Annotated in this window: 17 protein-coding genes; 7 read left to right on the forward strand and 10 right to left on the reverse strand. The window is 62.3% G+C overall.

The genetic code is table 11. The features are described 5' to 3' along the window. The first annotated feature begins 62 nt into the window (after positions 1-62). From glpK to ACS5PJ_RS04885, 3 genes are all read left to right on the forward strand, one after another. A complete protein-coding gene (glpK, locus tag ACS5PJ_RS04875; RefSeq protein ID WP_439433784.1) occupies positions 63-1,577 on the forward strand; it encodes a glycerol kinase GlpK in 1,515 nt (504 codons plus the stop codon). Positions 1,578-1,744: 167 nt separating this feature from the next. Further along, a complete protein-coding gene (locus ACS5PJ_RS04880; protein WP_439433785.1) occupies positions 1,745-3,478 on the forward strand; it encodes an ABC transporter ATP-binding protein in 1,734 nt (577 codons plus the stop codon). After that, complete coding sequence (locus ACS5PJ_RS04885; protein ID WP_439433786.1) at positions 3,475-5,523, forward strand: ABC transporter ATP-binding protein; 2,049 nt, start codon at positions 3,475-3,477, stop codon at positions 5,521-5,523. The genes ACS5PJ_RS04880 and ACS5PJ_RS04885 overlap by 4 nt, the downstream gene beginning before the upstream one ends. Before the next feature lie 118 nt (positions 5,524-5,641). On the opposite strand, the gene ACS5PJ_RS04890 is transcribed toward ACS5PJ_RS04885, so the two are convergent. The 4 genes from ACS5PJ_RS04890 to ACS5PJ_RS04905 are packed head-to-tail and all read right to left on the reverse strand — an operon-like array spanning position 5,642 to position 8,135. Then, the gene (locus tag ACS5PJ_RS04890) at positions 5,642-6,265 is read right to left on the reverse strand and encodes a restriction endonuclease (RefSeq protein ID WP_439433787.1); all 624 of its coding nucleotides are present in this window, start codon (positions 6,263-6,265) and stop codon (positions 5,642-5,644) included. A 49-nt stretch (positions 6,266-6,314) separates the two neighbouring features. Further along, positions 6,315-6,791 carry a hypothetical protein gene (locus ACS5PJ_RS04895; RefSeq protein ID WP_439433788.1) on the reverse strand — a complete coding sequence of 159 codons (477 nt, stop codon included), beginning with the start codon at positions 6,789-6,791 and terminating at the stop codon, positions 6,315-6,317. After that, entirely contained in the window at positions 6,788-7,747 is a 960-nt protein-coding gene (locus ACS5PJ_RS04900) for a caspase family protein (RefSeq protein ID WP_439433789.1), read from the reverse strand. The genes ACS5PJ_RS04895 and ACS5PJ_RS04900 overlap by 4 nt, the downstream gene beginning before the upstream one ends. Positions 7,748-7,757: 10 nt before the next feature. After that, a complete protein-coding gene (locus tag ACS5PJ_RS04905; protein ID WP_439433790.1) occupies positions 7,758-8,135 on the reverse strand; it encodes a TIR domain-containing protein in 378 nt (125 codons plus the stop codon). Positions 8,136-8,351: 216 nt separating this feature from the next. On the opposite strand from ACS5PJ_RS04905, the gene ACS5PJ_RS04910 reads away from it, so the two are divergent. Further along, entirely contained in the window at positions 8,352-8,771 is a 420-nt protein-coding gene (locus tag ACS5PJ_RS04910) for a TIR domain-containing protein (protein WP_439433791.1), read from the forward strand. Between the two features lie 142 nt (positions 8,772-8,913). Here ACS5PJ_RS04910 and ACS5PJ_RS04915 read toward each other — a convergent pair whose 3' ends face one another. The 4 genes from ACS5PJ_RS04915 to ACS5PJ_RS04930 are packed head-to-tail and all read right to left on the reverse strand — an operon-like array spanning position 8,914 to position 16,236. Further along, the gene (locus ACS5PJ_RS04915) at positions 8,914-12,003 is read right to left on the reverse strand and encodes a type I restriction endonuclease subunit R (RefSeq protein WP_439433792.1); all 3,090 of its coding nucleotides are present in this window, start codon (positions 12,001-12,003) and stop codon (positions 8,914-8,916) included. Positions 12,004-12,014: 11 nt separating this feature from the next. Further along, positions 12,015-12,950 carry a restriction endonuclease gene (locus ACS5PJ_RS04920; protein ID WP_439433793.1) on the reverse strand — a complete coding sequence of 312 codons (936 nt, stop codon included), beginning with the start codon at positions 12,948-12,950 and terminating at the stop codon, positions 12,015-12,017. A 2-nt stretch (positions 12,951-12,952) separates the two neighbouring features. Further along, positions 12,953-14,269 carry a restriction endonuclease subunit S domain-containing protein gene (locus ACS5PJ_RS04925; RefSeq protein ID WP_439433794.1) on the reverse strand — a complete coding sequence of 439 codons (1,317 nt, stop codon included), beginning with the start codon at positions 14,267-14,269 and terminating at the stop codon, positions 12,953-12,955. Then, on the reverse strand, positions 14,266-16,236 hold the full coding sequence (locus tag ACS5PJ_RS04930) for a type I restriction-modification system subunit M (RefSeq protein WP_439433795.1): 1,971 nt from the start codon (positions 16,234-16,236) through the stop codon (positions 14,266-14,268). Before ACS5PJ_RS04930 ends, ACS5PJ_RS04925 begins: the two co-directional genes overlap by 4 nt. A gap of 221 nt (positions 16,237-16,457) precedes the next feature. Between ACS5PJ_RS04930 and ACS5PJ_RS04935 the strand changes: the two genes are divergently transcribed. The 3 genes from ACS5PJ_RS04935 to ACS5PJ_RS04945 all read left to right on the forward strand — a co-directional run bounded on the left by ACS5PJ_RS04935 (position 16,458) and on the right by ACS5PJ_RS04945 (position 22,456). Beyond that, positions 16,458-17,744 carry a hypothetical protein gene (locus ACS5PJ_RS04935; protein ID WP_439433796.1) on the forward strand — a complete coding sequence of 429 codons (1,287 nt, stop codon included), beginning with the start codon at positions 16,458-16,460 and terminating at the stop codon, positions 17,742-17,744. A gap of 183 nt (positions 17,745-17,927) precedes the next feature. Beyond that, positions 17,928-21,584: a methionine synthase gene (gene metH, locus ACS5PJ_RS04940; protein ID WP_439433797.1), complete on the forward strand. Its 3,657-nt coding sequence runs from the start codon at positions 17,928-17,930 to the stop codon at positions 21,582-21,584. Between the two features lie 497 nt (positions 21,585-22,081). Next, positions 22,082-22,456: a cupin domain-containing protein gene (locus tag ACS5PJ_RS04945; RefSeq protein WP_439433798.1), complete on the forward strand. Its 375-nt coding sequence runs from the start codon at positions 22,082-22,084 to the stop codon at positions 22,454-22,456. A gap of 684 nt (positions 22,457-23,140) precedes the next feature. Here ACS5PJ_RS04945 and ACS5PJ_RS04950 read toward each other — a convergent pair. Both ACS5PJ_RS04950 and ACS5PJ_RS04955 read right to left on the reverse strand, forming a co-directional pair. After that, positions 23,141-23,884 carry a sulfite exporter TauE/SafE family protein gene (locus ACS5PJ_RS04950; RefSeq protein WP_439433799.1) on the reverse strand — a complete coding sequence of 248 codons (744 nt, stop codon included), beginning with the start codon at positions 23,882-23,884 and terminating at the stop codon, positions 23,141-23,143. A 5-nt stretch (positions 23,885-23,889) separates the two neighbouring features. Continuing rightward, entirely contained in the window at positions 23,890-25,323 is a 1,434-nt protein-coding gene (locus ACS5PJ_RS04955) for an NAD-dependent succinate-semialdehyde dehydrogenase (protein WP_439433800.1), read from the reverse strand. Between the last annotated feature and the right edge of the window lie 103 nt (positions 25,324-25,426).

The raw sequence follows: 25,426 nt of genomic DNA on the forward strand, positions 1-25,426 counted from the left end.
CCGCCCGCCCGGAAGGCCGCGGCCCATAGTATGAAAAGCGATCACCAGACAAGGACGTCACCATGAACCAGTACGTAATCGCGATCGACCAGGGGACCACCAGCACCCGCGCGATCATCTTTGACCACTCCGGAAGCATCGTTTCCTCCGGGCAGATGGAACACGAGCAGATCTTCCCGCGGGCGGGGTGGGTGGAGCACAACCCTGCCGAGATCTGGACCAACACCCGTGAGGTCATCGGCTCCGCCCTGTCGAAGGCGAACGTGACGCGGCACGATATCGCCGCCGTCGGAATCACCAACCAGCGTGAGACCGCAGTGGTGTGGGACAGGACCACGGGTGAGGCCGTTTACAACGCGATTGTCTGGCAGGACACCAGGACACAGGACATCGTGGACGGGTTGGCCAGGGACGGTGGGCTGGAGCGGTTCAAGAAGAAGGTGGGGCTGCCGTTGGCCACCTACTTCTCCGGTACCAAGATTAAGTGGATCCTGGACAATGTGGACGGCGCCCGGGACAGGGCCGAGGCCGGCGATCTGCTGTTCGGCACCACCGATTCCTGGGTGCTGTGGAACCTCACCGGGGGAGTGGACGGCGGGGTGCACATCACGGATGTCACCAATGCCTCGCGGACCTTGTTCATGGACCTCGAGACACTCGAATGGGACAACGAAATCCTTGACATCTTCGGTGTCCCACGGAGCATGTTGCCGGAGATCAGGTCTTCCTCCGAGGTGTACGGCAGCGTCCACACGTCCCAGCTGCTGCGGGAAGTTCCGGTGGCCGGTATCCTCGGCGATCAGCAGGCGGCCACCTTCGGCCAGGCGGCGTTCAAGGCGGGGGAGGCCAAGAACACGTATGGCACCGGGTGCTTCCTGATCTTCAACACCGGTGAGGAGATTGTCCATTCCGGGAACGGGCTGCTGACCACCGTCGGCTACAAACTGGGGGACGCTGCGCCGCACTACGCGCTGGAGGGCTCCATTGCCGTCACCGGATCGCTGATCCAGTGGCTGCGGGACAACCTGGGAATGATCAGGAACGCGGCCGAGGTGGAAACGCTCGCCGCGGCCGTGAAGGACAACGGCGGGGTGTACTTCGTGCCGGCGTTCTCCGGCCTGTTCGCCCCCTATTGGCGGTCCGATGCCCGCGGCGCCATCGTGGGCCTGACGCGGTTCGCCACCAAGAATCACATCGCCCGGGCAGCGCTGGAAGCCACAGCGTTCCAGACGCGCGAGGTGCTGGACGCCGTGAACGCAGACACCGGCGTGCCGCTTACCGACTTGAAGGTCGACGGCGGCATGGTGGCCAACGAGGCGCTGATGCAGTTCCAGGCCGACATCCTTGGCGTGCCGGTCATCCGGCCCAGGGTGGTTGAAACGACCGCCCTCGGCGCCGCTTACGCTGCCGGTCTCGCCGTCGGGTTCTGGAAGGACTTGGGCGAATTGTCAGCCAACTGGTCCGAGGACAAACGCTGGGAACCACAGCTCGACCAGGCCGAACGGGAGCGCCAACTGCGGCTCTGGAAAAAGGCAGTCACGAAGTCCATGGACTGGGTTGACGAGGACATCAACTAAGAGCGGCATGTTGACGCGGCGACGGGCTCCCGGCGGGAACATGATCAACCCGCTACGCTCTGGGAGAACCGGCCTAATTTCCCGTAGCCCACCCGGATGAATCCCCAGCTTCCGGACGTAAACTGACCTTCGCATCACGTTATGTGAGCCTTGGATCAGGAGCCCGGATGCTCTGGAAACTGCTTGTTGAATACCTGCGGCCGCACCGGCAGCTGCTGATCGCCGTCGTGGTTTTCCAGCTGGCGCAGTCCATCGCGTCGCTGTACCTGCCCACGCTGAACGCGGACATCATCGACGAGGGCGTGGCCAAGGGGGACACCGGGGTCATCCTCAACCTGGGCGGCCTGATGCTGGCGATCACGCTCCTGCAGATCATCTGCGCCGTGATCGCCGTGTACTTCGCCGCGAAGGCCGCGATGGGCACCGGAAGGGACCTCAGAGGCGCCATCTTCTCCCGCGTGGGCGGGTTCTCGGAGCAGGAAGTCACCAGGTTCGGCGCGCCCAGCCTGATCACCCGCTCCACCAACGATGTCCAGCAGGTCCAGCAGCTGGTCCTGATGGGCGCCACCATGATGGTGTCCGCGCCCATGCTGGCCATTGGCGGCGTGATCATGGCCGTCCGGCAGGACGTGCAGCTGTCCTGGCTGATCGCCGTCGCCGTGCCGGTGCTGCTGATCGCCGTCGGGCTCATCATCGTCCGGATGGTGCCGCTGTTCCGGAAGATGCAGAAGCGGATCGACACCGTGAACCGGGTGCTCCGTGAGCAGCTGACCGGCATCCGCGTGGTGCGCGCGTTCGTCCGCGAGGACATCGAGACCGCCCGCTTCGCCCAGGCGAACGACGACGTCACGGACACTGCGCTGCGTGCCGGCCGCCTGATGGCGCTCGCCTTCCCCGTGGTGATGCTGGTGCTGAACATCTCGTCCGTGGCCGTGATCTGGTTCGGTTCGTTCCGGATCGAGGACGGCTCCATGCAGGTGGGCACCCTCATCGCGTTCCTGAGCTACCTGATGCAGATCCTGATGTCCGTCATGATGGCCACCTTCATGGCAGTGATGATCCCGCGCGCCGCGGTCTCGGCAGACCGGATCGGCGAGGTGCTGGGCACTGAGTCCAGCGTCCGGCCGCCTGAGCATCCCCGCAGCAGTGCCGTGCGCCGCGGTGAGCTGGAAATGGTCGACGCCGGATTCGCCTACCCGGGTGCCGATCAGCCTGTCCTCACCGGACTTAACTTCACCGCCAGGGCCGGGCAGACGACGGCGATCATCGGCAGCACCGGCTCCGGCAAGACCACCCTGGTGAACCTGATGCCGCGGCTGTTCGACGCCACCTCCGGCTCGGTGCGGATCGACGGGGTGGACGTGCGCGAGCTGCACCCCGACCTGCTCTGGGGGCACATCGGCCTGGTCCCGCAGCGGCCCTACCTGTTCACCGGCACCGTCCGCAGCAACCTGCAGTACGGCAAGCCGGACGCCACCGAGGACGAGCTCTGGGAGGCGCTGGAAATCGCCCAGGCCCGCGACTTCGTGGAGGAAATGGAAGGCGGGCTCGATGCGCCCATTTCCCAGGGCGGCACCAACGTCTCCGGCGGCCAGCGTCAGCGGCTGGCCATCGCCCGGGCACTGGTGAAACGGCCCGAGCTCTACATTTTTGACGATTCGTTCTCCTCGCTGGACACCGGCACGGATGCCCGCCTCCGCCGGGCCCTCAAGCGCAGCACCGCCGGCGCCACGCTGGTGATCATCGCCCAGCGCGTCTCCAGCATCGTGGACGCGGACCAGATATTGGTGCTCGACGGCGGCAGAATCGTGGGGCACGGAACTCACCACGAGCTGCTGGAGACCTCGGAGACGTACCGCGAGATCGTCTCCTCCCAACTGTCAGCGGAGGAGACGGTATGAGCACCCCGCACCGGCCGCCGTCGGGAACTGGTTCCCACACCCCTGCCGCCCCGGGAGGAACCGCGCCGGCCGCGAAAACCGGGACTGCCGACGTCGTACGCATCCCCCGTCCGGCAGGCGGGCCCGGACGCGGCGGACCGTTCGCCGGGATGAATGTGCCGGCGGAGAAGGCGATGAACTTCTGGCCGTCGGCCAAACGGCTGGCGGGCACGCTGCGGCCGGAGCGGGCGTGGCTGCTGCTGGTGCTGGTGATGGGCGTGGCGAGCGTGACGCTCTCGGTGATCGGGCCGCGGCTGCTGGGCGAGGGCACCAACCTGATTTTCGCCGGGGTGGTGTCCAAGCAGCTGCCCGCCGGCGTGACCAAGGAGCAGCTGATCGCCATGCTGCGGGCCGCGGGGGAGAACCAGAAGGCGGACATGCTCACGCCCATGGCCCTGACGCCCGGCACGGGGATCGACTTTACGGCGCTGTCCAGCGTGCTGGCGTGGGCGCTGGTGCTGTATGTGCTGGCGTCGGCGTTTATGTGGGTGCAGGCGTATGTGCTGAACGGGGTGGTGCAGCGGACGGTGTTCGGGCTGCGCGAGGAGATCGAGGCGAAGATCCACCGGCTGCCGCTGCGGTATTTCGATTCGATCCAGCGCGGCGAGCTGCTGAGCCGGGTCACGAACGATGTGGACAACATCTCCCAGTCCCTGCAGCAGTCCATCAGCCAGGCCGTCACGTCGGTGCTGACGGTGGTGGGTGTGCTGGTGATGATGGTGATCCTCTCGCCCACGCTGGCCCTGATCGCGCTGGTGACCGTGCCGCTGACGCTGGGGGTCACCGCGCTGATTGCCAAGCGCTCGCAGAAGCTGTTTGTGGCGCAGTGGAAGCACACAGGTGAGTTAAATGGTCAGATCGAGGAGACGTACACCGGGCATGCGCTGGTGAAGGTGTTCGGCCGGCAGCGTGAGGTGGAGGAGCGGTTCCGGCAGAAGAACGTGGAGCTGTATGAGGCGAGTTTCGGTGCGCAGTTCATTTCCGGGCTGATCATGCCGGCCATGACGTTCATCGGGAACCTGGTGTACGTGGGGATCGCGGTGGTGGGCGGGCTGCAGGTGGCGTCCGGGGCCATGCAGCTGGGCGATGTGCAGGCGTTCATCCAGTACTCGCGGCAGTTCACCATGCCGCTGGCGCAGCTGGGGTCCATGGCCAACCTGCTGCAGTCCGGGGTGGCGTCCGCGGAGCGGGTGTTCTCGCTGCTGGATGAGGAGGAGCAGTCGCCGGATCCTGTTTCTGGGGTTTCGGCTGATGGTGCGGGGCGGGGGCGGCTGGTGTTTGAGTCTGTTTCTTTCTCGTATTCGCCGGACAAGCCGCTGATTTCTTCGTTGTCGCTGGTGGCGGAGCCGGGGCAGACGGTGGCGATTGTGGGGCCGACCGGTGCGGGGAAGACCACTCTGGTGAACCTGATGATGCGGTTCTATGAGATTGATGCCGGGCGGATAACGCTCGACGGCGTGGACATCACCTCGGTGCCGCGGCGTGAGCTGCGCTCGCGGCTGGGCATGGTGCTGCAGGATACGTGGCTGTTCGGCGGGACCATCCGGGACAACATCGCGTATGGGCGGCCCACGGCTACCGAGGCGGAGATCATGGAGGCGGCGACGGCGACGTACGTGGACCGGTTTGTGCGTTCGCTGCCTGAGGGGTACGACACGGTGTTGGAGGACGAGGGTGGCAACGTATCAGCGGGGGAGAAGCAGCTGCTGACGATTGCGCGGGCGTTCCTGGCCCGGCCGTCGGTGCTGATCCTTGACGAGGCGACGTCTTCCGTGGACACCCGGACCGAGGTGCTGGTGCAGAAGGCGATGCGTGCTTTGCGGTCTGACCGGACTTCGTTTGTGATCGCGCACCGCCTGTCCACGATCCGCGACGCCGACCTCATCCTGGTCATGGAGGCCGGGCAGATCGTGGAACAGGGGACGCACGCCTCGCTACTGGCTGCGGGCGGTGCTTACGCGCGGCTGTACGAGGCGCAGTTCGCGGCGCCGGTGGCGGAGGTTTAAGGAACATACCGGAGCTTGATCGCTCATTTCTGCTACCCCGAGTGCCGGTCAGTTAGGGCTTCTTTTTCGGACGTACGCCATTTCCGCGAGGGCGCCATTCGTTGAGGACTTTCTTAAGTCAGATCGATGATGCATTCGGCGGTTGGGACATAAGGATCTTGGCCAGGTAGCTAGGGTGCTCCTGGCTGGCGATGGTCACGCTAGTTTCTCCCGTTTCGGGGTTCGCAGTGTATGCGTGGCCGGTGAAGTCTGGGAGGCCTATGGTGCGTGCATGCTCTCGAGTGAGGGGCGGCGCTTTGGTCGCCGACCGTGTCACGTAGGTGTATCTTCCTTCGGTTACCACCACGAGGGCAATGCCGTGGATTTTCGCGTAGTCTAGAGCTCCTCGCTGAAACGCTGAGGTTGAAAAGATCACGCCTTTGTGGGACCCCGTGCTTTGAATTTTCTGATGAAGGATCTGAACGATATCGCGTTTGATGGGATGGGAGTGGCGCTTGGCTTCGATGAGCACCCGAAATTTCATACCGCCGCTCTCAAAGGTCATGGTGCCGTCCATATCGTATGAGCCATCAACTCCTTCAAGGACGTCGTGCAGGGTGACTACGACGTTGTCCAGCTCTTTGTGAACACTTCGCAGTGTCTCCACGACGTATTCCTCGAACTCAGCTGCTGTGATATCTGCCGCCGGGTACCGTAGCATCTCGAACGCCGGCGCGTCCTCGACTTCTCGCCCTTGACTCATTGTTCCTACTCCATCATTTCGTGCGGCTAAGCCAATTTGGATTTTTTGCTCAGTCCCGAGTGACACCCGCAGGCCAGATGATGTGTACGGGTTTACCGTTGCTGCGGGCGTGTTCGACAGCGTCTCCGGTGCCACCTTGTCCCCTCGCAGCCTTACCATCCCAAATTGCAATCATGATGTCGCATCGTTCCGTGATGGTGCGGCCAGCCGCATCAAATGCTTCTTCTGAGGGCGCCTCGTAATCCAGTATTTTGATTTCAGTGGCCCGGTTCCTCAGTTTGAAGTAGCAGGAGCGGTCTACCTCCGAGAACGTTTCTTCGTAGTGCTTTGAGGGAATGACAGCATGGAGGTCACCACCGGCTGCAAGTACTTCGTAGGCGAAAAGTTGATCAGCTCCTGCGGCGAGGCTGCTGAGGCCAACCAAAGGCGTCGGCTGCATGGAGAGTATCTCCCGGACGCCGTCGAGGATGTATTGGCGTGCGACATCCGGGATGGATTGGTGGCCCGTAATTCCGACGATGGTCATATGAGTCCTGCCTTAACCTGACGCCAGTAGTGTCTTCCGAGCGGAGTGAGCCTGCACCCTTTGGAGCGCATGGCTGCGAAGTAAAGATGGTCCTCATCGATGGGTTCGATGAGCCGGCAAGCCCGGAACTTTTGAAGTCCGGAAAATATCGCTTCGTTTGCAGGGTTGCTATTTTCCTCCGTCGGCTCGAAGGAGGGGTCCAACGGGAAGTCATAGTCAAACCTGGGAAACCAGTCTGTGAGCTTACGCAGCGTTTCAAGTGGCACCCGCGGGTCGCACTTACGGATGTCTTGTAGCCGATCGATGTTGGCCTTGAATGTTGGGCGTTGTTCCCAAGCCCCAAAGGACTCCGACAGGTAGGCATATAGGCCCGCGACGGTGACGTGCCCAAGAACGTCGGCGGCGCCAGCGTCCAGGGCGCCTTCAAGATAGGTGGAGAACTGGCCCCGGCCGTGAGCAGTTTCCATGGAAACCTGATCGCTTCGGCTGGCGGTGAGTACGGATAGACCATTTCTAAGATTGGCCAATTGGTTGCCGAGCGCGCCAATTGTGGTGGCTCCGCCAGAGAAGCAGCAATCGAGGATGATCACGACCTCGTTGACCGTGCTCCCATTGATAAGAGTGAGGATCTCGGAGAACAACACTCCCGGCGTGGTTTGCGTCCCATTTGACGTCACGAGGGCGACGTCTCCGTTCATAGGTGTTCCGTGGCCTGCGAAGTAAAAAAGGGCAAAACTTCCGCTCGGGCTGAGTAATTCATGAACGTGTTCCAGAAGAGCGTCACGGCTGATGGCAGCGCTGCTGTCACGGGCGGTCAGGGTTCGACAGGCGAAGTTCGGGGTATTGTCCTCGTTGCGCGCCAGCAGCGGTTCGAGAGCCTCGGCGTCGTTCGCACATCCTCCGAGATTGCTAAAGGCGCTGTAGTGATCAATGCCGAGCAGTAGAGCCCTCTTCATCTCCACAGTCCTACAGTCCGTCGATGAAGTCAGCAACACCAGCCCAGGTCCATACCTTGCAGGGTGACGATCCCATCTCCTTGGGCTTGGTCCGGTAATTGTCCTCGATCCAGATTCCATGGACCGGCACGCCTTCCTCGACAGCGCAGGAAATTTCCCAGAGCTGTCCGGTCGCGGCTGGAGTGTTGCTGCTGAGGAGAGCGATAACGCCCTGCGAGCGCCGGATTCTGGTTCGCACTTTCTCTTTCCACTCGGAGGAATAGGGCTGCTTCACGGACATATCCGTGAACTCGAACGGGGTAGAAGGGTTGACTCGCTGGCCGGTGAAGAGGTTGCGGGTGCCTTCGTCTTCTTTCGCGAAAGCGATGAAAACAACTTTGGTGGCCATGGGCCCACCCTTCTGTGATGTTGGGAAGAAGCTGCTGAGGCAAGCCTAGATGTGTGTACGTACACAAACCGCTGAAGCGCTCGTGTCGTAGGTCGATCACCCGGACGCACAGAAGAACAAAGCGGAAGACCGTGTACAGCAGTCCATCGGTCAACAGCGACCTACACTGTTAGGAGCGCGACGCAAAGTAGGCCTATCTATGAAGGGAAAGATGTCATGGCAGATCCCCGTGCCTTTTTGAGCTTTGATTTCGATAACGATCTTGTCCCGAAGATCCTCTTTGCCGGGCAGGCGAAGAAAGACTCACCTACCCCCTTCACCCTTCAGGACTGGTCGAGCAAAGCTTCCCTTCCACAAGCAGAATGGGAAGCACTGATCGCCCAGAAGATCAGCGCCACCAACATGCTGATCGTTCTGGTGGGCAGTTCTATGGGCACAGCCACTGGTGTCGTGAAGGAGATTGCGATGGCTGCCAGTGCTGATGTACCCGTCTTCGGAGTCTATGTCAATGGAGCGGGTTCTTCCTCAACACTTCCAACGGGCCTTCAGCGCAACCGCACCATCGACTGGTCTTGGCCGCTAATCGGCGCCGCAGTCGATCAAGCAATGACCCTGGGCAAGAACGCGCAGAGGTGACCCTTATATCTCTGCGGGTTTGAAAGGCTGGGGTGTGTTGGCCGGTTTTAAGAGACTGATGACGAGCCATTTAACCCATGTGGCATCTATTTGAACCGTTTTGCTATCTGGCACGAATCAGTGGCTCCTTCTGTAGGGGTGTTCAGGGTGCCTCGGATCCCTGCAATTCCTCGTAGACCAATTCACTGAGCATTTTCAGCAGCGCGTGCATCTTCGTCTCGTCGCCGAGCGCCTGAAGACTCAGGTTGTAGTGGCTGTCCATGGAATTGGACACCGCGTCGCTGACGGCCTTTTCCAGGTGCGGGCTGCTGCCGAAGTGGCTCCGGGAGTTGTTCTGGGCCTGCTTCTGCAGCGTCTCGTTTTTCACCAGCTCGCGGCGCACGCCTTCGACGAAGTGCGCCACCGCGTCCAGTTCCTCGCCCTCGAACGGCAGGTTGGCCTGCTGGATGATCTCTTCCCAAGTCGCCAAGACAGGATCCTTCGCCTGCCCGGTGCCAACCTCGGTCGGTGGCTTCAGCAGCGCATCCTCGCCCGAAAGCTGCAGCTGGGCCTGGCCCTTGTCCTTGAGCGCGTACTTCGCCAGCACGACTCCGGAGAGGTCCAACGCCACCTTGGCATCGTTGACGCGGAGAACCGGCAAGAGGTGCTTGTAGTAGATCGAGCGCTTCTCCAGGTTCGTGTCGGCGAAGTCGACGATCTGGGAGAGGAAGTCGTAGGCGCGGACGAACGAGCCGAGGTCCTTCCGGAACAGGTCGAGCTCGTCCTGGGCGGCCTTGTCGCCCTCAGCAACAGCCGCGTTGTACCGGGTGTTGAAGCGCGACTTTGCCGGGGCCACCCAGCTGGACAGCGCGTTGTTGCCCGCCTCCAGAACGTAGGACTTGACCAGCCCGTCCACCTCGGACTCGAGGTAGATCTGGACGACATCCAGCTTGGCCTGAAGGTCGTGCACCACGTTCGGATCGGATACGCCCTCCAGCGCGGCCTCGCGGAAATAGTGCTGGAAGGACGCCAGGATCTCCTCCGGATCGTTGACGAAGTCCAGCACAAACGTCTGGTCCTTGCCCACAGCGGTGCGGTTTAGCCGGGACAGGGTCTGCACGGCGGAGACACCGGAGAGCTTCTTGTCCACGTACATCGCGACGAGCAGCGGCTGGTCAAAGCCCGTCTGGAATTTGTTGGCCACCAGCATGATCTTGTACTCGTCGGTGGGGAATGCCTCGGGGAGGGTACGTCCCTTGAGCCCGGCGTTCATGTTCAGCTCGGTGAACGCCTCGGGGCCGGATTCCTCGTCGTTCACTTCGCCGGAGAAGGCGACCATGGTGCCCAGGCCGGAGTAACCGGCGTCGTGGATGTACTTGTCGATGGCGAGCTTGTACCGGACGGCTTCCTTGCGGGAGCCGGTAACCACCATGGCCTTGGCCTTGCCGTCCAGGCGCCAGGCGACGTTGGCGCGGAAGTGCTCCACGATCACCTGGACCTTCTGGCTGATGTTGTACGGGTGCAGCTTCACCCAGTTCATCAGCGACTTCAGCGCCTCGGACTTCTCCACTTGGGCGTCGTCCGAGTCGTAGTCCCGGCCCTCGTGGGTGAGCCGATAGGCCACCTTGTAGCTGGTGTAGTTCTGCAGCACATCCAGGATGAATCGTTCCTCGATGGCCTGCTGCATGGAGTACAGGTGGAACGGCTGCGGCAGCCCATCCGGGCCCTTGCGGCCGAACAGCTCCAGGGTCTTTGCCTTGGGCGTCGCGGTGAAGGCGAAGTAGCTGATGTTCTTGGCATCGGCGCGCTCGGCCATCTCGGCCGCCAGATAGCTTTCGACGTCGAACTCGCCGCCGTCGTTCACGTCCGCGAGCTCCTCTGCGGACAGCACCTTCTTGAGCTTGTTCGCGGTGGAGCCGGTCTGTGAGGAGTGCGCCTCGTCCGCGATGATCGCGAAGTTCCGGCCCTTGAGTGCCTGGGATTCGGCGATGGCCTTCAGCGCGAACGGGAAGGTCTGGATAGTGACGATGATGATCGGCGTCCGGGCCGCCAGCGCGGCGGTGAGTTCGGCGGACTTGGAGCCGGCGTTGCCGCGGATCGGGACCACGACGCCTGACTTGTGCTCGATCTGGTAGATCGCGTCCTGCAGCTGGGCGTCCAGCACGGTCCGGTCCGTCACGACGATGACGGAGTCGAAGATCTTTTCGTTGCCGGCGCCATGCAGGGAGCTGAGCTGGTGCGCGGTCCAGGCGATCGAGTTGGTTTTGCCGGAGCCGGCGGAGTGCTGGACCAGGTAGCGGTGGCCGGGACCCTCGGTGCGGGCGGTCTCGATGAGCTGGTTGACCACGTCCCACTGGTGGTAGCGGGGGAACAGCAGGGACTTGCGGACTTCCCGCTCGCCGGTGACGGGGTTGGTTTTGTCGCTGATTTGCAGGTGCAGGAACTTGCCGATGATGTTCAGCCAGGAGTCGCGCTGCAGGACCTGTTCCCAGAGGTAGCTGGTGGCCGAACCCTTGGGGTTGACGGGGTTGCCGGCGTGGCCGTCATTGCCGAGGTTGAAGGGCAGGAAGTAGGTGTCCTTGCCCTTTAGTTCGGTGGTCATCTGGATTTCGTCGTTGCTGATGGCGAAGTGCACAAGTGCGCGGCGGCCGAAGGACAGCAGTGGCTCGTCCTTGTTCTTGCTGTTGCGGGGCAGCCGATCTTTGCGGTACTGCTCGACGGCGTCCTTGATGTTCTGCGTGAAATCGGTCTTCAGCTCAATGGTCGCGACCGGCAGGCCGTTGACGAACAGGACCAGGTCGATGCTCTTCATGGTGTCCACGGTGGAGTAATGGATCTGGCGGATGACCCGGAGCCGGACCTTCCCGTACCGGTCCAGCGTCTCCGGGTTCAGGCCCATGGCCGGCTTGAACTGGCACATCTCAAACTTCGCCGCGACGTCCTTGAAGCCAGTGCGCAGGACGGAGAGCATTCCGGCTTCCTTGGCCGCAGGCTTGTCCAGGACTTTGCACAGCCGGTCGAGAAGCAGCCGCTTGGCGATCTCGTGTTCGGCGGGGGAGTCAGTGGGCTTCAGGACCTTGGCCAGCTCTTGCGGCTGCGTGTCCTGCAGCCACCCGAAGACGTCCTCCGGGATCAGGGCCCGCGTGGCGTCGTAAAGCTCACCGGCCTTGCGGTGCGGCTCGTAGAGCCAGCCCTCGGCGGTAAGGGCCTGGCAGATCTCATCCTCAAACGTCACTTCATTGTGCTGCGCCATACGGTTTCCCCCTAGAAACTGTCGAAAAAGTCCTGGTCAAGCTTCTTCACGACCACCGTGCGGTCGACCTGGACGCCAACGCCGTATTCGAACATGAGCGACGCCAGTCGCTGCCCATCGATGAGAATCAGCGTGTAGTGCGCCGTGTCCCGGGCAACAGCTCGCGCCCCGGTCGTGAACGTCGAGGTGGTGATGAAGATGCCCTTGGTGGCGCGGAACTGGCCCAGAGCGCCGCTGAAGGCCTGCACCTCGGGAGCGCCGACATTGTTGCCCTCGGAATAGCGCTTGGCCTGGAGGTAGACCCGGTCGAACCCGAGCGCATCCTGCCACACAATTCCGTCGATGCCCTTGTCACCGGAGCGCTGCGTTGGCTTGAGGTTGTCTTCCCGGTCTGTTCCGTAGCCAAGCGCCCTGACGACAAAGGGAATGAGGCGCTCGAAGGCGTCGGGGGAGAGCTCGAGCAGATTGCGGTAGATCTCGTCGATGACCACTCGGTTGAGCTGGTCCGCAGACGCTTCCAGTGATTCAGAGGGATCGGAATCCGCAACGGCCAACGCGGGAGGGACGGCTACATCTGACCCCGGTACGAGTCCAACTTTGGGCGCACTCGACTTCTTGTTGTATTGCCGGTAGGACTCGTACTCCATGAGCGTCTGATAGGTGATTTCCGCAGTGGAAGATACCCGTCGAAGGCCCTCGTCGCTGATCTTGTACTGCCCGCGCGCCTCGCGCACCAGCAAACCGGCCTTCATGGAGTCGAAGACCGCCCAGTAGATTCGGTTCGACCAGCGGGCCTCACCGGAAGACATCACCTCAGCCATGTCCTCGTCGGTCAGACGGGTACGTTCTGCTACGGCCGTCCTGATTTCAGCGTTCCGGCGGATCTGGCCATCTGACATGACCCGCAATACCGGATCTACGAATCCATGCCATTGAGGCAACGTCATACCTAAGCAACTCCTTCACGAACGTCGATCTTGCCGGTCACGGCAGCGGAAATGATGGCCGAGCGGCGTTCGCGCAGTAGTTCTACTGCTTTTGTCGCTTTGCCTTCCAGATGGGCTAAAGCGGTCGTCTCTCGACGGAGGAGAGCGCCGATTCTCAACTGCTCCGTGTATGCCGGGAGAGGCAACTGTATGTTGCTGAGGGCCGTTGATGAGATGTTGTTAGCCAGCCCCTCGGCCCCGCTGATGCTTCCGACGACCTGTTCCCGGTACAACTGAGAGTTGAGGAACCACTCCAAGAAATCCGCATCGATCTCGGGCGCGGGCACAAATCGGAATGTCTTGTCGGAGAGAATTAGCCGCGAGTCGAGGCTTCTCACGCGCGCGGCCGAGCCGACTAGCTTCGGGGATCCACTCGCACGCGAGACCACAAGGTCACCAACCTTTACTGCGATCGCCGGGTCGATCGTGAAATCGCTCGGGAGCTGCTTGTTTTCGGTCTCTCTGAAGACTCCGCCGTTCACACATCCTGATTTGAGGACCCCCCAGCAGCTACCGCTAGCGGGGACACCATCCGCCTGCGGGCTTACTCCCTGTTCGATGCGTTTCAAGACAAATTTGAGGCGACTATCTGTCCAGTGGACTGGGATCTGGTCGAGCCAGGGGATGCCGGAGGGTTTGGTGGGGGCGGCAGGGTCGAGGCCCTTGGTAACAGCGTGGGTGATGATGGCCTGGCGCTTCTCGGCGAGCAGTCCTCTGAGTTGCTCCTGCTTGCCGATCAGGTCGTCGATCTGGGCGACCTCGTGGTCGAGAAACGCCGCGATCCCGGTTTGTTCCGCTGCTGTCGGCAGCGCGAGGGTGATTCGCTTCATGGAGCTGTATCTTGTACTCCAAAGATCGGCAACGATCCCGGTCCCGAAACGGTAGTACTCCTCTTGAAATGGCTGACACCGCAGTAAGTGGTGGACGAATCGCTGGTCTATTCCGGCACGCGGAGCAAGGACCGTAGATATAACGGAGACGCTTCCCTCAAGTTCGGACACACCAGCTGACCCCTTGCGGTCGGACCGGCTATTGATGACGAAGTCGCCTGCGTTCACTCGCTTTCGATTGTCACCATTATCTGTTTTCGCGGCTGTCTCAAGTTGCGGAACGATACCGCTCATGGTCACTGAAAGAGGTGTAAATTCCTTATCACTGACTGTCTCGCGGCGCTCGTCGAAACAATTTCCTAGCGGACGAACTGCCCAGTGGGACGGAACGTATCCAAGCCAGTCAACGCCGCTGTCTTTGTACTCTGGATAAGGCTTCAGCTTGGTCACTTCTCGACCTCGGCCAGCAGCGTCGTGATCTCGGAGATTAGCTTGTTAAGGTCCGTGTCGATCTCATCCAGTGACCTGGGTGCGACGTACTTGTAGAAGTGCCGGGTGAACGGGATTTCGTAACCGACCTTGGTCTTGGTTTCATCGATCCAGGCGTCGGGGACGTGGGGGAGGACTTCACTTTCGAAGTAGGCCTGAATGTCATCACCGAGCGGTACGTTTTCGGTATCGCGGAGGTCCGTGTCTGCTTCGGGTGTTCCCTTGGGGCCCCTGCAGTTGTCGGCGGTTTCGTCGCGTTCGGAGAGCCCGGCGAGAACGGCTTTCAGGACCGGGGCGCCGAGCTTGAGGCCGGCACCGGCAAGGGCCGGCTTGAGGACCTTGAGGAAAGCCTCTCGGTTCTTCCAGAGCTTCGTCTCGCCTTCGCCCAGCCGGGTGAGCGTCTTCTCGAGAAGCTGCCGGTCGTCGTCGGACAGCTTCTCCACCGGCTTCTGAGTCAGCACGGCGTCAATCCGCCCCTGGGTGCAGGCGAAGTTAAGCTTGAGCGGGCGCTCAACGGTGATGGTGGAGTAGCCGAAGTCCCGGTTGTTGAAGATTTTGGAGGTCTCGCCGTTGTCCTCGAAAGTGCCATAGAGCCGGACGATCTTGGTGATGTCTTTGGGTCCGAGTTCCTTGCGCTTGGAGCCGAGGCTCTTGCGCATCTTCTGGAAGAATTCGACACCGTTGATGAGCTGGATCTTGCCGACGCGCTCCGGGTGCTTTTGTTTCTTGCTGTTCGAGAGGATCCAGATGTACGTGGCGATGCCTGTGTTGTAGAACATGTCCGTGGGCAGGGCGATGATGGCCTCCACGAAGTCGTTCTCGATCAAGTACTTGCGGATTTCGGACTCGCCCGAGCCGGCGCCGCCGGTGAACAGCGGCGAGCCGTTCAGGACGATGCCGATGCGGGAGCCGCCGTCGTGCGCTGGGCGCATTTTGCGGACCAGGTGCAGCAGGAACAGCAGGGAGCCGTCGCTGACGCGGGGCAGGCCCGGGCCGAAGCGGCCGTCGAAGCCGTGGAGGTCGTGTTCCTTCTGGATCTGAGGCTGGATCTTCTTCCATTCCACGCCGAAGGGCGGGTTGGAGAGCATGAAGTCGAACTGCTGGCCGATGTTCTTGTCGTTGGCGAGGGTGTCGCCGACGGAAATCTTGGAGATGTCCTGGCCCTTGATCAGCAGATCCGACTTGCAGATTGCGTAGGACTCGTCATTGATTTCCTGGCCGAACGCAACGAGGGAGGCGCTCGGGTTGAGCGCGTGGAGGTGTTCCTGGGCAACGGTGAGCATGCCGCCGGTTCCGGCGGTGGGGTCGTAGATGGACCGGACTATGCCTTCTTTGGTGAGGACGTCGTCGTCGCAGTTCAGCAGGAGCTGGACCATGAGCTGGATGACTTCGCGCGGGGTGAAGTGCTCGCCGGCGGTTTCGTTGGAGGCTTCGGCGAAGCGGCGGATGAGCTCTTCGAACATGAGGCCCATCTCGATGTTGCTGATGGTCTCGGGATGGAGGTCGATCGCGGCGAAGTCTTTGGTGACGTGGTAGAGCAGGTCCGAGCTATCCAGCTTCTCGAGCGTCTTGTAGAACTCGAAGCGCTCGAAGATGTCTCGGGTGTTCTCGGAGAAGCCCTGGACGTAGTAGAGGATGTTCGCCTTGATGTTCGTTGGGTCATCGAGGAGCTTGGCGAAGTTGAACTTGGAGGTGTTGAAGAAGCTGTGGCCCGAGGCCTTCTGCAGGAAGGTGTCCAGCGGGATGTTGAGGTCCTTCTTGGCCTCTGCTTCCTTGAGTACGGCATCCTTGGTGGCGTCCAGGACGCAGTCCAGGCGGCGGAGGATGGTGAACGGGAGGATCACCGAGCCGTACTGAGCCGGCTTGTAAGTGCCCCGCAGAATATTCGCGATGCTCCACACCAGGTTGGCGTTGTTGTTGCCGGCCACTGCTCCCACTCCCTTGCTGCGGGCAGTGGGGTGCGCTGTATTTGGCCGATCGCTTTATGGCCGACCGCGGCGCCCCCATTGCCGTGCAGCGTTCAATCGATCACGCACGTACTTGCCCTTGCATTGTATTGGGGGAGGGTGGCTTAGTCAGTCAACGATGGCTGAAGCAGACCGGAGCCGCGCCGCCGTGCTCTGTCGGACGTATGTGTGAAGATGTTCCAATGACTGACAACGACCACGCGCTTTCCCTGTATGTCGACGGCAACGATGCCTTGGTTGCGGGCGATCCGACGGCAATTGCGGAGCTTTTCCGAAAGCTGGACGTCAAGCCGGACGACCGTGCGAACCTGGGGTCAGGGGTGGCTGATGTCCTAGCCGGGATTATCGGGCTGGCCGCCGCGGGTATATCGGCGAACATTGAAGGCAATTCGTTTCACATGACTCCCGAGTCCTACGCTCGGTACCTGCAGCTCTTAGGGTCCGTCAAAGAAAAAGCGGGGATCGTTGCCGGAGTGCTAAGGCAGCCGGACGGCAGCATCGACACGATCATCGAACTGGTGAGATCCTCGCCGGTCAACAGTGCATCCGCCGCCAACGTGCAACTCCTGGCTGCCACGGTCGCAATTCGCGTTGCGATCAAAGACCTCTCCGACCTCGTCGAGGCCGTGGACGCGAAACTGGACACGATCATCCGGGACAACCGTGACGAGGCACTCGGAAACGTGCAGGGCACAACTCACGTCCTGGATAAAGCATCTGGATACTTCGAGGAGACCGGACGGCTCAACGACGCCTTATGGGACCAAGTGTCTGGACAGGCAGCGGCGCTGGCCCAGGCGCACGCAGTGGCCCTGAACCATCTCAACACCATTGCCGACGGCCTCGCCGTCAGTAATTTCGGCAAGCGGGTGAACAATGCTGAGACAGCGGCAAGGGGAGAACTCAAGCACTGGCTGGTCATCGCGGCGGTGGCTCTCACAAATATGGTTCGCATGGACTCCCTCGAAGGCGTCCGTAGCGCGAACGATGGATCGAATTCCCCTGCTCATGAGCGGCACATCGCTAAGGCCCGCGAGCAGCGTACGGCCAGGACCAGCACGGCCATCAAGAACCTGTCAGACGCTATTTCTAAGGCAGTGGACGTGGATACTTTCACACGCATTACCAATCCCTTGGAAATGCCCAAGCTTTACACTGCCGCTGAGGAAATGCAGCGATTGCTGCGAATCTTCAGCTCAAGCTTTGGCTTGCCGGAACCAGTGTCTATCGAGCGTACCCAGTGGCACGAATCCGTAATTCGTCTGGGCCAAAAAGCTGGAGGCGCGGTTGCCATCAGCGCCGCTGCTGTGGCCGAAGGAGTCGCCTCAGTCCCTAAAGCAATCGGGGGCACCGTCGAAGACACCATCCTTCACATTGCCCACGGGATCGAGGAGCGGCGGCGGAGTCCGGCGGAGATTGAAAAATCGGACCCTCAAGCTGATGCTGACGACTCGGCCATCATTCGGTAGCCGCTGTCGACAGCAGTACCTGGCCGCAGCCGTTCCACGCCGCCTGCACAAGGCATCTTGAAACCGGTAGTCGCGGCCATTTGAGGATCCTGACCCCTGGCCGCTCCATGGGAAGCCGTCGTTGCCGCCGTAGTACACGGACACACAGCGCAACGTTGCACCCACCGGACGTAATCTGTTTAGATGCCTCGTTTTGCGCTTGATATTGAGTCCGTGCCCCGTCCCGTCCGCGCCCAGGCCCTCCTGGATGCGGTGAACCACCGGGTGGTCATTGCCGATGGGGCGATGGGCACCATGCTGCAGGGCCGGGAACTGTCGCTCGAGGACGATTTCCTAGGGCTGGAAGGCTGCAACGAGATCCTCAACGCCACCCGGCCTGATGTCCTCGCGGACATCCACGACGCATACTTCGCGGTGGGCGTCGACGCCGTCGAAACCAACACCTTCGGCGCGAACTGGTCCAACCTCTCCGACTACGGCATCGACGACCGGATTGAAGAGCTCGCCCGGAAGGGTGCCGAGATCGCCCGCGACCGCGCCGAAGCGGCAGAAAGAACCGACGGCCGGATGCGCTGGGTCCTGGGCTCCATGGGGCCGGGCACCAAACTCCCCAGCCTCGGGCACACCAGCTACGACTACCTCAAGCAGACCTTCGCACTGCAGGCCGAGGGCCTCAGCGACGGGGGAGCGGACGCCTTCCTCATCGAAACCAGCCAGGACCTCCTGCAGACCAAAGCCGCCGTCAACGGCTGCAAGCAGGCCATCATGTCCCGCGGCATCCGGCTCCCCATCTTCGTCGAGGTGACCGTCGAGACCACCGGAACCATGCTCATGGGATCCGAGATCGGCGCGGCACTCACCGCACTCGAGCCGCTCGGCGTCGACGCCATCGGCCTGAACTGCGCCACCGGGCCGGACGAGATGAGCGAGCACCTGCGCCACCTGGCAAAGCAGTCCTCCGTCGCCATCGCCTGCATGCCCAACGCCGGCCTGCCCATCCTTGGCCCCAACGGCGCGCACTACCCGCTGACACCCACCGAACTCGCCACCGCGCACGAACAGTTCATCCGCGAATTCGGCCTGGGCCTGGTGGGCGGCTGCTGCGGTACGACGCCGGAGCACATGGCCGCCGTCGTCGAACGCCTTGCTCCCTTCCGCACCGCCGCCGCCGCCGCCGTCGCCAGCGGCGGGCGGGGCGCCGACGGCAGCCGCCTTCCCACCGAGCGGGAAGCCGGCATCGCGTCCCTTTACCACCACGTGAATTTCGACCAGGAGTCCGCGTACCTCGCCATCGGCGAGCGCACCAATGCGAACGGTTCGAAGGCGTTCCGCCAAGCGATGCTGGAGGAGCGCTGGGACGACTGCGTGGACATCGCCCGCGAACAGGTCCGCGTCGGCGCGCACCTGCTGGACGTCTGCATTGACTACGTGGGGCGCGACGGCGTGGCCGACATGAAGGAGATCGTCTCCCGTTTCGCGTCGGCCTCCACCCTCCCGCTCGTCATCGACTCCACCGAACCGCCGGTCCTGCAGGCCGGGCTGGAACTCATCGGCGGACGCCCGGTGGTCAACTCCGTCAACTACGAGGACGGCGACGGCCCGACGAGCCGCTTCGCACGCATCATGCCGCTTGTGAAGGAACACGGCACCGCAGTGATCGCCCTGACCATCGACGAACAGGGCCAGGCCCGCACCACCGATGGCAAGGTGGCCATCGCTTCCCGCCTCGTCGACGCCTTGGTGGGCGACTGGGGGATGCGCGTCGAGGACATCATCGTGGACGCCCTGACCTTCCCCGTGGCCACCGGCCAGGAGGAGACCCGCCGGGACGGCATCGAAACCATCGAGGCCATCCGCCAGATCACCGCCAAGTACCCCGGCATCAACACCACCCTCGGCGTCTCCAACGTGTCCTTCGGCCTCAACCCGGCAGCGCGCATGGCCCTGAACTCGGTATTCCTGCACGAGGCCGTGCAGGCGGGCCTGACCAGCGGCATCATCGACGCCGCCAAGATCGTGCCGCTCGCGTCTCTCCCTGAGGAACAGCGCAAGGTGGCCCTGGACCTCGTCTATGACCGCCGCGAATACGACGCCGACGGTAACGTCACCTACGACCCCCTGGCCATCATGCTGGACCTGTTCGCCGGCGTCGACACCGCAGCGCTCAAGGACCAGCGCGCCGCGGAACTCGCGGCCCTGCCCACCGGCGAACGCCTGCAACGGCGCATCATCGACGGCGAAGGCAAGGGCCTGGAAGCCGATCTGGACCTGGCCCGCAGTGAAGGCATGTCACCGCTCGGCATCATCAATGACCAGCTGCTCGAGGGCATGAAGGTGGTGGGTGAGCGCTTCGGCGCCGGCGAGATGCAGCTGCCCTTCGTGCTGCAGTCCGCCGAGGTGATGAAGAACGCCGTGGCCCTGCTCGAGCCGCACATGGAGAAGTCCGATTCGTCGGGCAAGGGCACCATGGTGATCGCCACCGTCCGCGGCGATGTGCACGACATCGGCAAGAACCTGGTGGACATCATCCTCACCAACAACGGCTACAAGGTGGTCAACATCGGCATCAAGCAGGGGATCGCCGAGATCATGGCCGCGGCCGAGGAACACAACGCGGACGTGATCGGGATGTCCGGCCTGCTGGTGAAATCCACCGTGGTGATGAAGGAGAACCTCGCCGAACTCCAGTCCCGCGGCCTCGCGAAGAAGTGGCCCATCATCCTCGGCGGGGCAGCCCTGACCCGCGCCTACGTGGAGCAGGACCTGGCCGAGCAGTTCGACGGCGTGGTCCGGTACGCCAAGGACGCCTTCGAGGGCCTGGCCCTCATGGAACCGCTGGTGCAGGTGGCCCGCGGCGCCGACCCCGCCGCCGTCGGCCTTCCGCCGCTGAAGAAGCGCATCCACAAGGGCGGCGCGAAGTTCACGGTGACCGAGCCGGAGGCCATGCCCGGGCGGTCCGACGTCGCCTCCGACAACGCCGTACCCGCGCCGCCGTTCTGGGGGACCCGCATCGTCCGCGGCGTCTCGCTCCACGACTACTCGGCGTTCCTCGACGAGCGCGCCGCGTTCATGGGGCAGTGGGGGCTCAAGCCCGGCCGCGGTGAGGACGGCGCCTCCTATGAGGAACTGGTGGAACGCGAAGGCCGGCCGCGCCTGCGGTACTGGATGGACCGCATCCTCGGTGAGGGAATGCTGGACGCGTCCGTGGCGTATGGCTACTTCCCGGTGGTTTCCGAAGGGGACCAGGTGGTGGTGCTGCACCACGGGGAGGACCGCGACGGCGTCCTGGGCACCCCGGGCCTGCTCGCCCCCGACGGCGGCTCGGGCGGCCCGATCGGTACCGAACGGCTGCGTTTCGACTTCCCGCGCCAGCGCCGCGACCGGCACCTGTGCCTGGCCGACTTCGTGAAGTCCCGCGAATCGGGCCAGATCGACGTGCTGCCGGTGCAGCTGGTCACCGCCGGCTCGAAGATCGAAGAATTCACCTCCCAGATGTTCGCTGCCAACCAGTACCGCGACTACTACGAGCTCAACGGACTGGTCATGCAGCTCACCGAGGCGCTGGCGGAGTTCTGGCATGCCCGGATCCGCACGGAGTTGGGTTTCGCGGCCGAGGAGCCGAAGGACACGGCAGGGTATTTCAAGCTCGACTACCGCGGTGCGAGATTCTCGCTCGGCTACCCCGCGTGCCCGGACATGGAGGACCGCCGCAAGGTGGTGGAGCTGCTGAAGCCCGAGCGGATGGGCGTGGTCCTGAGCGACGAGCTGATGCTGCACCCCGAACAGTCCACCGACGCGTTCGTGTTCCACCACCCGGAGGCCAAGTACTTCAAGGTGTGAGCTGGGGGTCTGATTCGGCCAGTGTCTTGACGCCTAAACGCCTGGGCGGACGTAATGCTGCCACGTGTCAGGTTGGAATCTAAGCCGTCATCAGAAAGCAATTAGGGAACACGTTTTCGACCCTATCCTGACGTCCCTGCAGGAGCTTACTGACGTCAGGCCGGGGGTGTGCCCCAATTGGACCGACATCTTGGTCTGGAATGATGGAGATTGCATACGGACACGGCACCGTACAGCCGGGCCGTAGGCCAAGCAAAGTGACTCCTGCGATGGCTTTCCGCCCAAACCTGCACGGCGCCCGAAAGGAGCGGCCGGGGTCACTGACGGCACCTATTGACAGTGCCTCCGGCTAAGAGCAACCTGAGAATCTCGAACGCAAGTTTGGGTCAGCCCCCTACTGCACCTCCGTCCGGGGCCTGCCCGACCTGCATTCCCGGAGCGCTCATCGCGCTTGCGAAGGAGCAGTTATTACCCACTCCCTGGGAGGAGAACTGAAAATGCCCGCGGTAACCGTCACAACCCTTGAATCAAAGTCCTTCAATGAACCGGATGAAAAGCGCCGTCCGCCAAAGACAGAAGTCGACGTTGTCACCATTGGTGGCACCACGCTAGGCAGGTTCACCTTCGAGCCCGGTTGGCGCTGGTCCGAAACGGTTAAGACCGTTGCCAAAACCGACAGCTGCCAAAGCAACCATCTGGGCTTCTGCACCGCCGGCACACTCACAGTCCAGCTGGAAGACGGGACGCGCAACACAATCCACGCCGGTGACGCCTACGCCATTCCTCCCGGCCACGATGCCTGGGTTGAAAACGACGAGACTTTCGTGGGGTACGAAATCATGAGTGCGGCCACATACGCCAAGCCCGAATAGATGGTCGGGGGTGTGTTCAACCCCCAACCGTGTGGGGCTACCCGGTTCAAGGAGCAGAGAGCCGCCGATTCCCGTTACCAAGAAACGGGACACCTGATCAACCTGTTGAACGGACCGTCCGGAAGTCTGGAATGTCGTGGCAGAAGTCGCGAAGGCGCTGATGGCGACGAGCTGAGCAGCAGGCTTGTCTGAACTCACAGGCCCCACCCTCAAGACCCGAGTCCTTCCCAATTGAGGAATAAGACTAACAATTAATGGAGTAACTGATTTACTCGTTGTTTTTCTTTTTTTGATTGGAAATTCCGCGGTCCCACTCCCGGGGAATTTCTGGTTGTGTGGTTGAAGGCCGGACTCTTGAGCTGCAGCGAATGTATCCCCATAACTCAGTCGCTAACAGCATGCCTAACTAGACCAAGACTAGTCTTGTATCGCGGAGGTAGCATTTTGACCTCGTCACGGCCCCTCCGTCGCGCTTTCCAATAGCTTTGTCCGTGTCCGGCGTGCATGCTCGTAGCCACGAGCTGCGATGGCAATGGCCCGGCAGCACCCAAAACGGCGAACAACCTTCCAGCCCGAGGCTTATCCCTGCGTGTCCCCGCTCCGACTTCGCCTCGCCACGAAAAGTACTGCCAAGGGGAAAGCGGTCCGTAGCGAACTGAAGTCGGGTCGATTTGCTCTCGCGCTTTAGAGCCCGATTAGCTCCCACATGCCGCGGCCTGTTGCGGCGACTGATCCCACGTAGGCAAGGACGATCATGAGCCGTCTCGCCGATGGTGCTGGCATTCGTTTGGCGAGTGCTTCGCCTGCGAAGAGTCCGAGGATGATGGCTGCCGCCATCGACAGCCATATCCATGTCGGCAGTTGGGGCATCGAGGATGGGTTGGCGAGGAGTTTTGCGGTTACGGAGGTTATTCCGATGGTGAGGAAGTAGGGCTGCATCGTGGCGGCGAAACGGATCTGCTCCCAGCGGGTCATGATTGCGTAGACGCTGAGCGCGGGTCCGCCGACCCCTGCCGTGGTGTTCATGAGTCCGCTCACGGATCCAGCGAGCACGAGCGGTGACAGGCCCTTGCGCTGGTGCGGTGAGCGGAGCGTGAGTCCGACTGTGAGGCTCATGATGACCAGAGCCCCAACGGACAGTTCAAGCCATGCAGTGGGCACGTACTGTACGAGTATCGCGCCGGGAATAATTCCGATAAGCGCGGAGGGCACGAGGACGACGTATTTACGCCACTGCACTTGTTTGAAGACCCGGGCCATGACGGAGGCCGATGTCAGCGCCCCGCAGATGTTGACGAGTATCACCCCGTCGACCGGACCGATGAGCAGGACCAGGAACGGGGCTGCAACCAGTGCAAAGCCAAGCCCTGTGAGCCTTTGCATGGCGGAGCCCATGAACACGGCGAGGATGAGGAGCGTGCCCGTCACCGCGATCAGGGGCGCCAGGCGAGGTAACGGGTGTCTTGGAATTCTTCGAGTCCGATAGAGGCTCCTTCGCGTCCCAGGCCTGACTGTTTAACCCCGCCCATTGGTGCGAACGCAACGGACGGCAACGGGTCGTTAATGCCGACGATTCCTGCTTCAAGCAGGTCGCTGTATTTCCACGCACGAGCTGCGTTCGAGGTCCAGACGTAGGCGGCGAGCCCCATGTCTGTTGAATTGGCCATCGCAAGGGCCTCGTCGTCGCTGCGGAAAGTGAATATTCCCGCTGCGGGTCCGAACACTTCCTCTTTTGCGAGTCGGGAGCCGGGGGCGACGTCGGCAAGGAGTGCGGGGGCGATATAGGCGCCTGAAGCGGGGACGGCCCGGTCGCTCGTGAGAAGCCGTGCTCCCTGCTCTAGGGAATCCGTCACGATTGCGCCGACCTCCGATACCCTGCTTGCATCGATCATCGGTCCAAGGTCGGGCATGTCTTCTCCGGCGCCGGGAACTCCGTGGCCGATAGTGAGGGAGTCGAATCTGGCGGCCAGCCGCGCGCCAAATTCTTCGGCGATGGATTCGTGGACGAGGAATCTGTTTGCGGCCACGCAGGACTGGCCGGTGTTCCTTAGCCTGCCCAGGACGGCGCCCTCGATTGCGGCGTCGAGGTCCGCGTCGTCGAATACGATGAACGGCGCGTTGCCGCCCAGTTCCAACAGGGGACGGATGATCCGTTTGGAGGCTTGAGCCATGACAGCAGCCCCGACATGGGTGGATCCGGTGAAGCTCACGACACGGGTCGCCTCGTGGTTCAAGAGGGTGGCAGTGATTTCCCGTGATGGCCCGTGTACGAGGTTTAGGACGCCGGCGGGAACGCCGGCATCTACGAGGGCACGGAAGAGTTCTGTCGCTGCCAGCGGCGCTTTCTCGGCGACCCGGCCGACTACCGTGCAGCCGGCGGCAAGCATCGGTGCCAGCTTGCGCGCCTGAATGGAGACCGGGAAGTTCCACGGCGTGAGGCTGAGCGCGACGCCCGAGGGCCTGCGGATCGAGAGATGACGGCGGCCGTCCGCCTCGGGAGCGTGCACTGTTCCGTTTGATCTGCGGGCTTCCTCGGCAAACCAGCGGAGATATTCGACGGAAAAGTCGACTTCTCCCTGGGCTTCGGGCAGCCGTTTTCCCGCCTCGCGGGCAAGGAGCAGGGAGATCGAGTTCCGGCGGTCGGAGAGGAGGGAGGCGGCGTCCCGGAGAATATCGGCTCGCGTTTTGGCCGTGGTGCGAGACCAGGAATCAAACGCTTTGGCCGCGGAATCCGCGGCTCGCTGGGCGTCCATTGAGCCGCCCCACGCGACTTCGCCTACCTGGGAACCGTTGCCAGGGTCCAGTACGGCCCGCGCGTCATCGGCTGGTTCCCAGCGGCCTTCGATTAGTTGGTTGGCGTAGACCATCGTGTTTCCTTCGTTTGGATAAGTTAGCGAGTCGGGTCAAGGGCAGTCAGGTTGCTGCTGCTGACCTGTCCCAGAGGTAGTGGCAAGAAGAATGTTCGTTGAC

Origin of the sequence: Pseudarthrobacter cremeus, assembly GCF_051857465.1 — a bacterium.
GTDB lineage: Bacteria > Actinomycetota > Actinomycetes > Actinomycetales > Micrococcaceae > Arthrobacter.

What these genes read in the sequence shown, in the direction of transcription:
- glpK (WP_439433784.1), top strand. Translation starts at nt 63, where the DNA reads ATGAACCAGTACGTAATCGCGATCGACCAGGGGACCACCAGCACCCGC.
- ACS5PJ_RS04880 (WP_439433785.1), top strand. Translation starts at nt 1,745, where the DNA reads ATGCTCTGGAAACTGCTTGTTGAATACCTGCGGCCGCACCGGCAGCTG.
- ACS5PJ_RS04885 (WP_439433786.1), top strand. Translation starts at nt 3,475, where the DNA reads ATGAGCACCCCGCACCGGCCGCCGTCGGGAACTGGTTCCCACACCCCT.
- ACS5PJ_RS04890 (WP_439433787.1), bottom strand. Translation starts at nt 6,265, where the DNA reads ATGAGTCAAGGGCGAGAAGTCGAGGACGCGCCGGCGTTCGAGATGCTA.
- ACS5PJ_RS04895 (WP_439433788.1), bottom strand. Translation starts at nt 6,791, where the DNA reads ATGACCATCGTCGGAATTACGGGCCACCAATCCATCCCGGATGTCGCA.
- ACS5PJ_RS04900 (WP_439433789.1), bottom strand. Translation starts at nt 7,747, where the DNA reads ATGAAGAGGGCTCTACTGCTCGGCATTGATCACTACAGCGCCTTTAGC.
- ACS5PJ_RS04905 (WP_439433790.1), bottom strand. Translation starts at nt 8,135, where the DNA reads ATGGCCACCAAAGTTGTTTTCATCGCTTTCGCGAAAGAAGACGAAGGC.
- ACS5PJ_RS04910 (WP_439433791.1), top strand. Translation starts at nt 8,352, where the DNA reads ATGGCAGATCCCCGTGCCTTTTTGAGCTTTGATTTCGATAACGATCTT.
- ACS5PJ_RS04915 (WP_439433792.1), bottom strand. Translation starts at nt 12,003, where the DNA reads ATGGCGCAGCACAATGAAGTGACGTTTGAGGATGAGATCTGCCAGGCC.
- ACS5PJ_RS04920 (WP_439433793.1), bottom strand. Translation starts at nt 12,950, where the DNA reads ATGACGTTGCCTCAATGGCATGGATTCGTAGATCCGGTATTGCGGGTC.
- ACS5PJ_RS04935 (WP_439433796.1), top strand. Translation starts at nt 16,458, where the DNA reads ATGACTGACAACGACCACGCGCTTTCCCTGTATGTCGACGGCAACGAT.
- metH (WP_439433797.1), top strand. Translation starts at nt 17,928, where the DNA reads ATGCCTCGTTTTGCGCTTGATATTGAGTCCGTGCCCCGTCCCGTCCGC.
- ACS5PJ_RS04945 (WP_439433798.1), top strand. Translation starts at nt 22,082, where the DNA reads ATGCCCGCGGTAACCGTCACAACCCTTGAATCAAAGTCCTTCAATGAA.
- ACS5PJ_RS04955 (WP_439433800.1), bottom strand. Translation starts at nt 25,323, where the DNA reads ATGGTCTACGCCAACCAACTAATCGAAGGCCGCTGGGAACCAGCCGAT.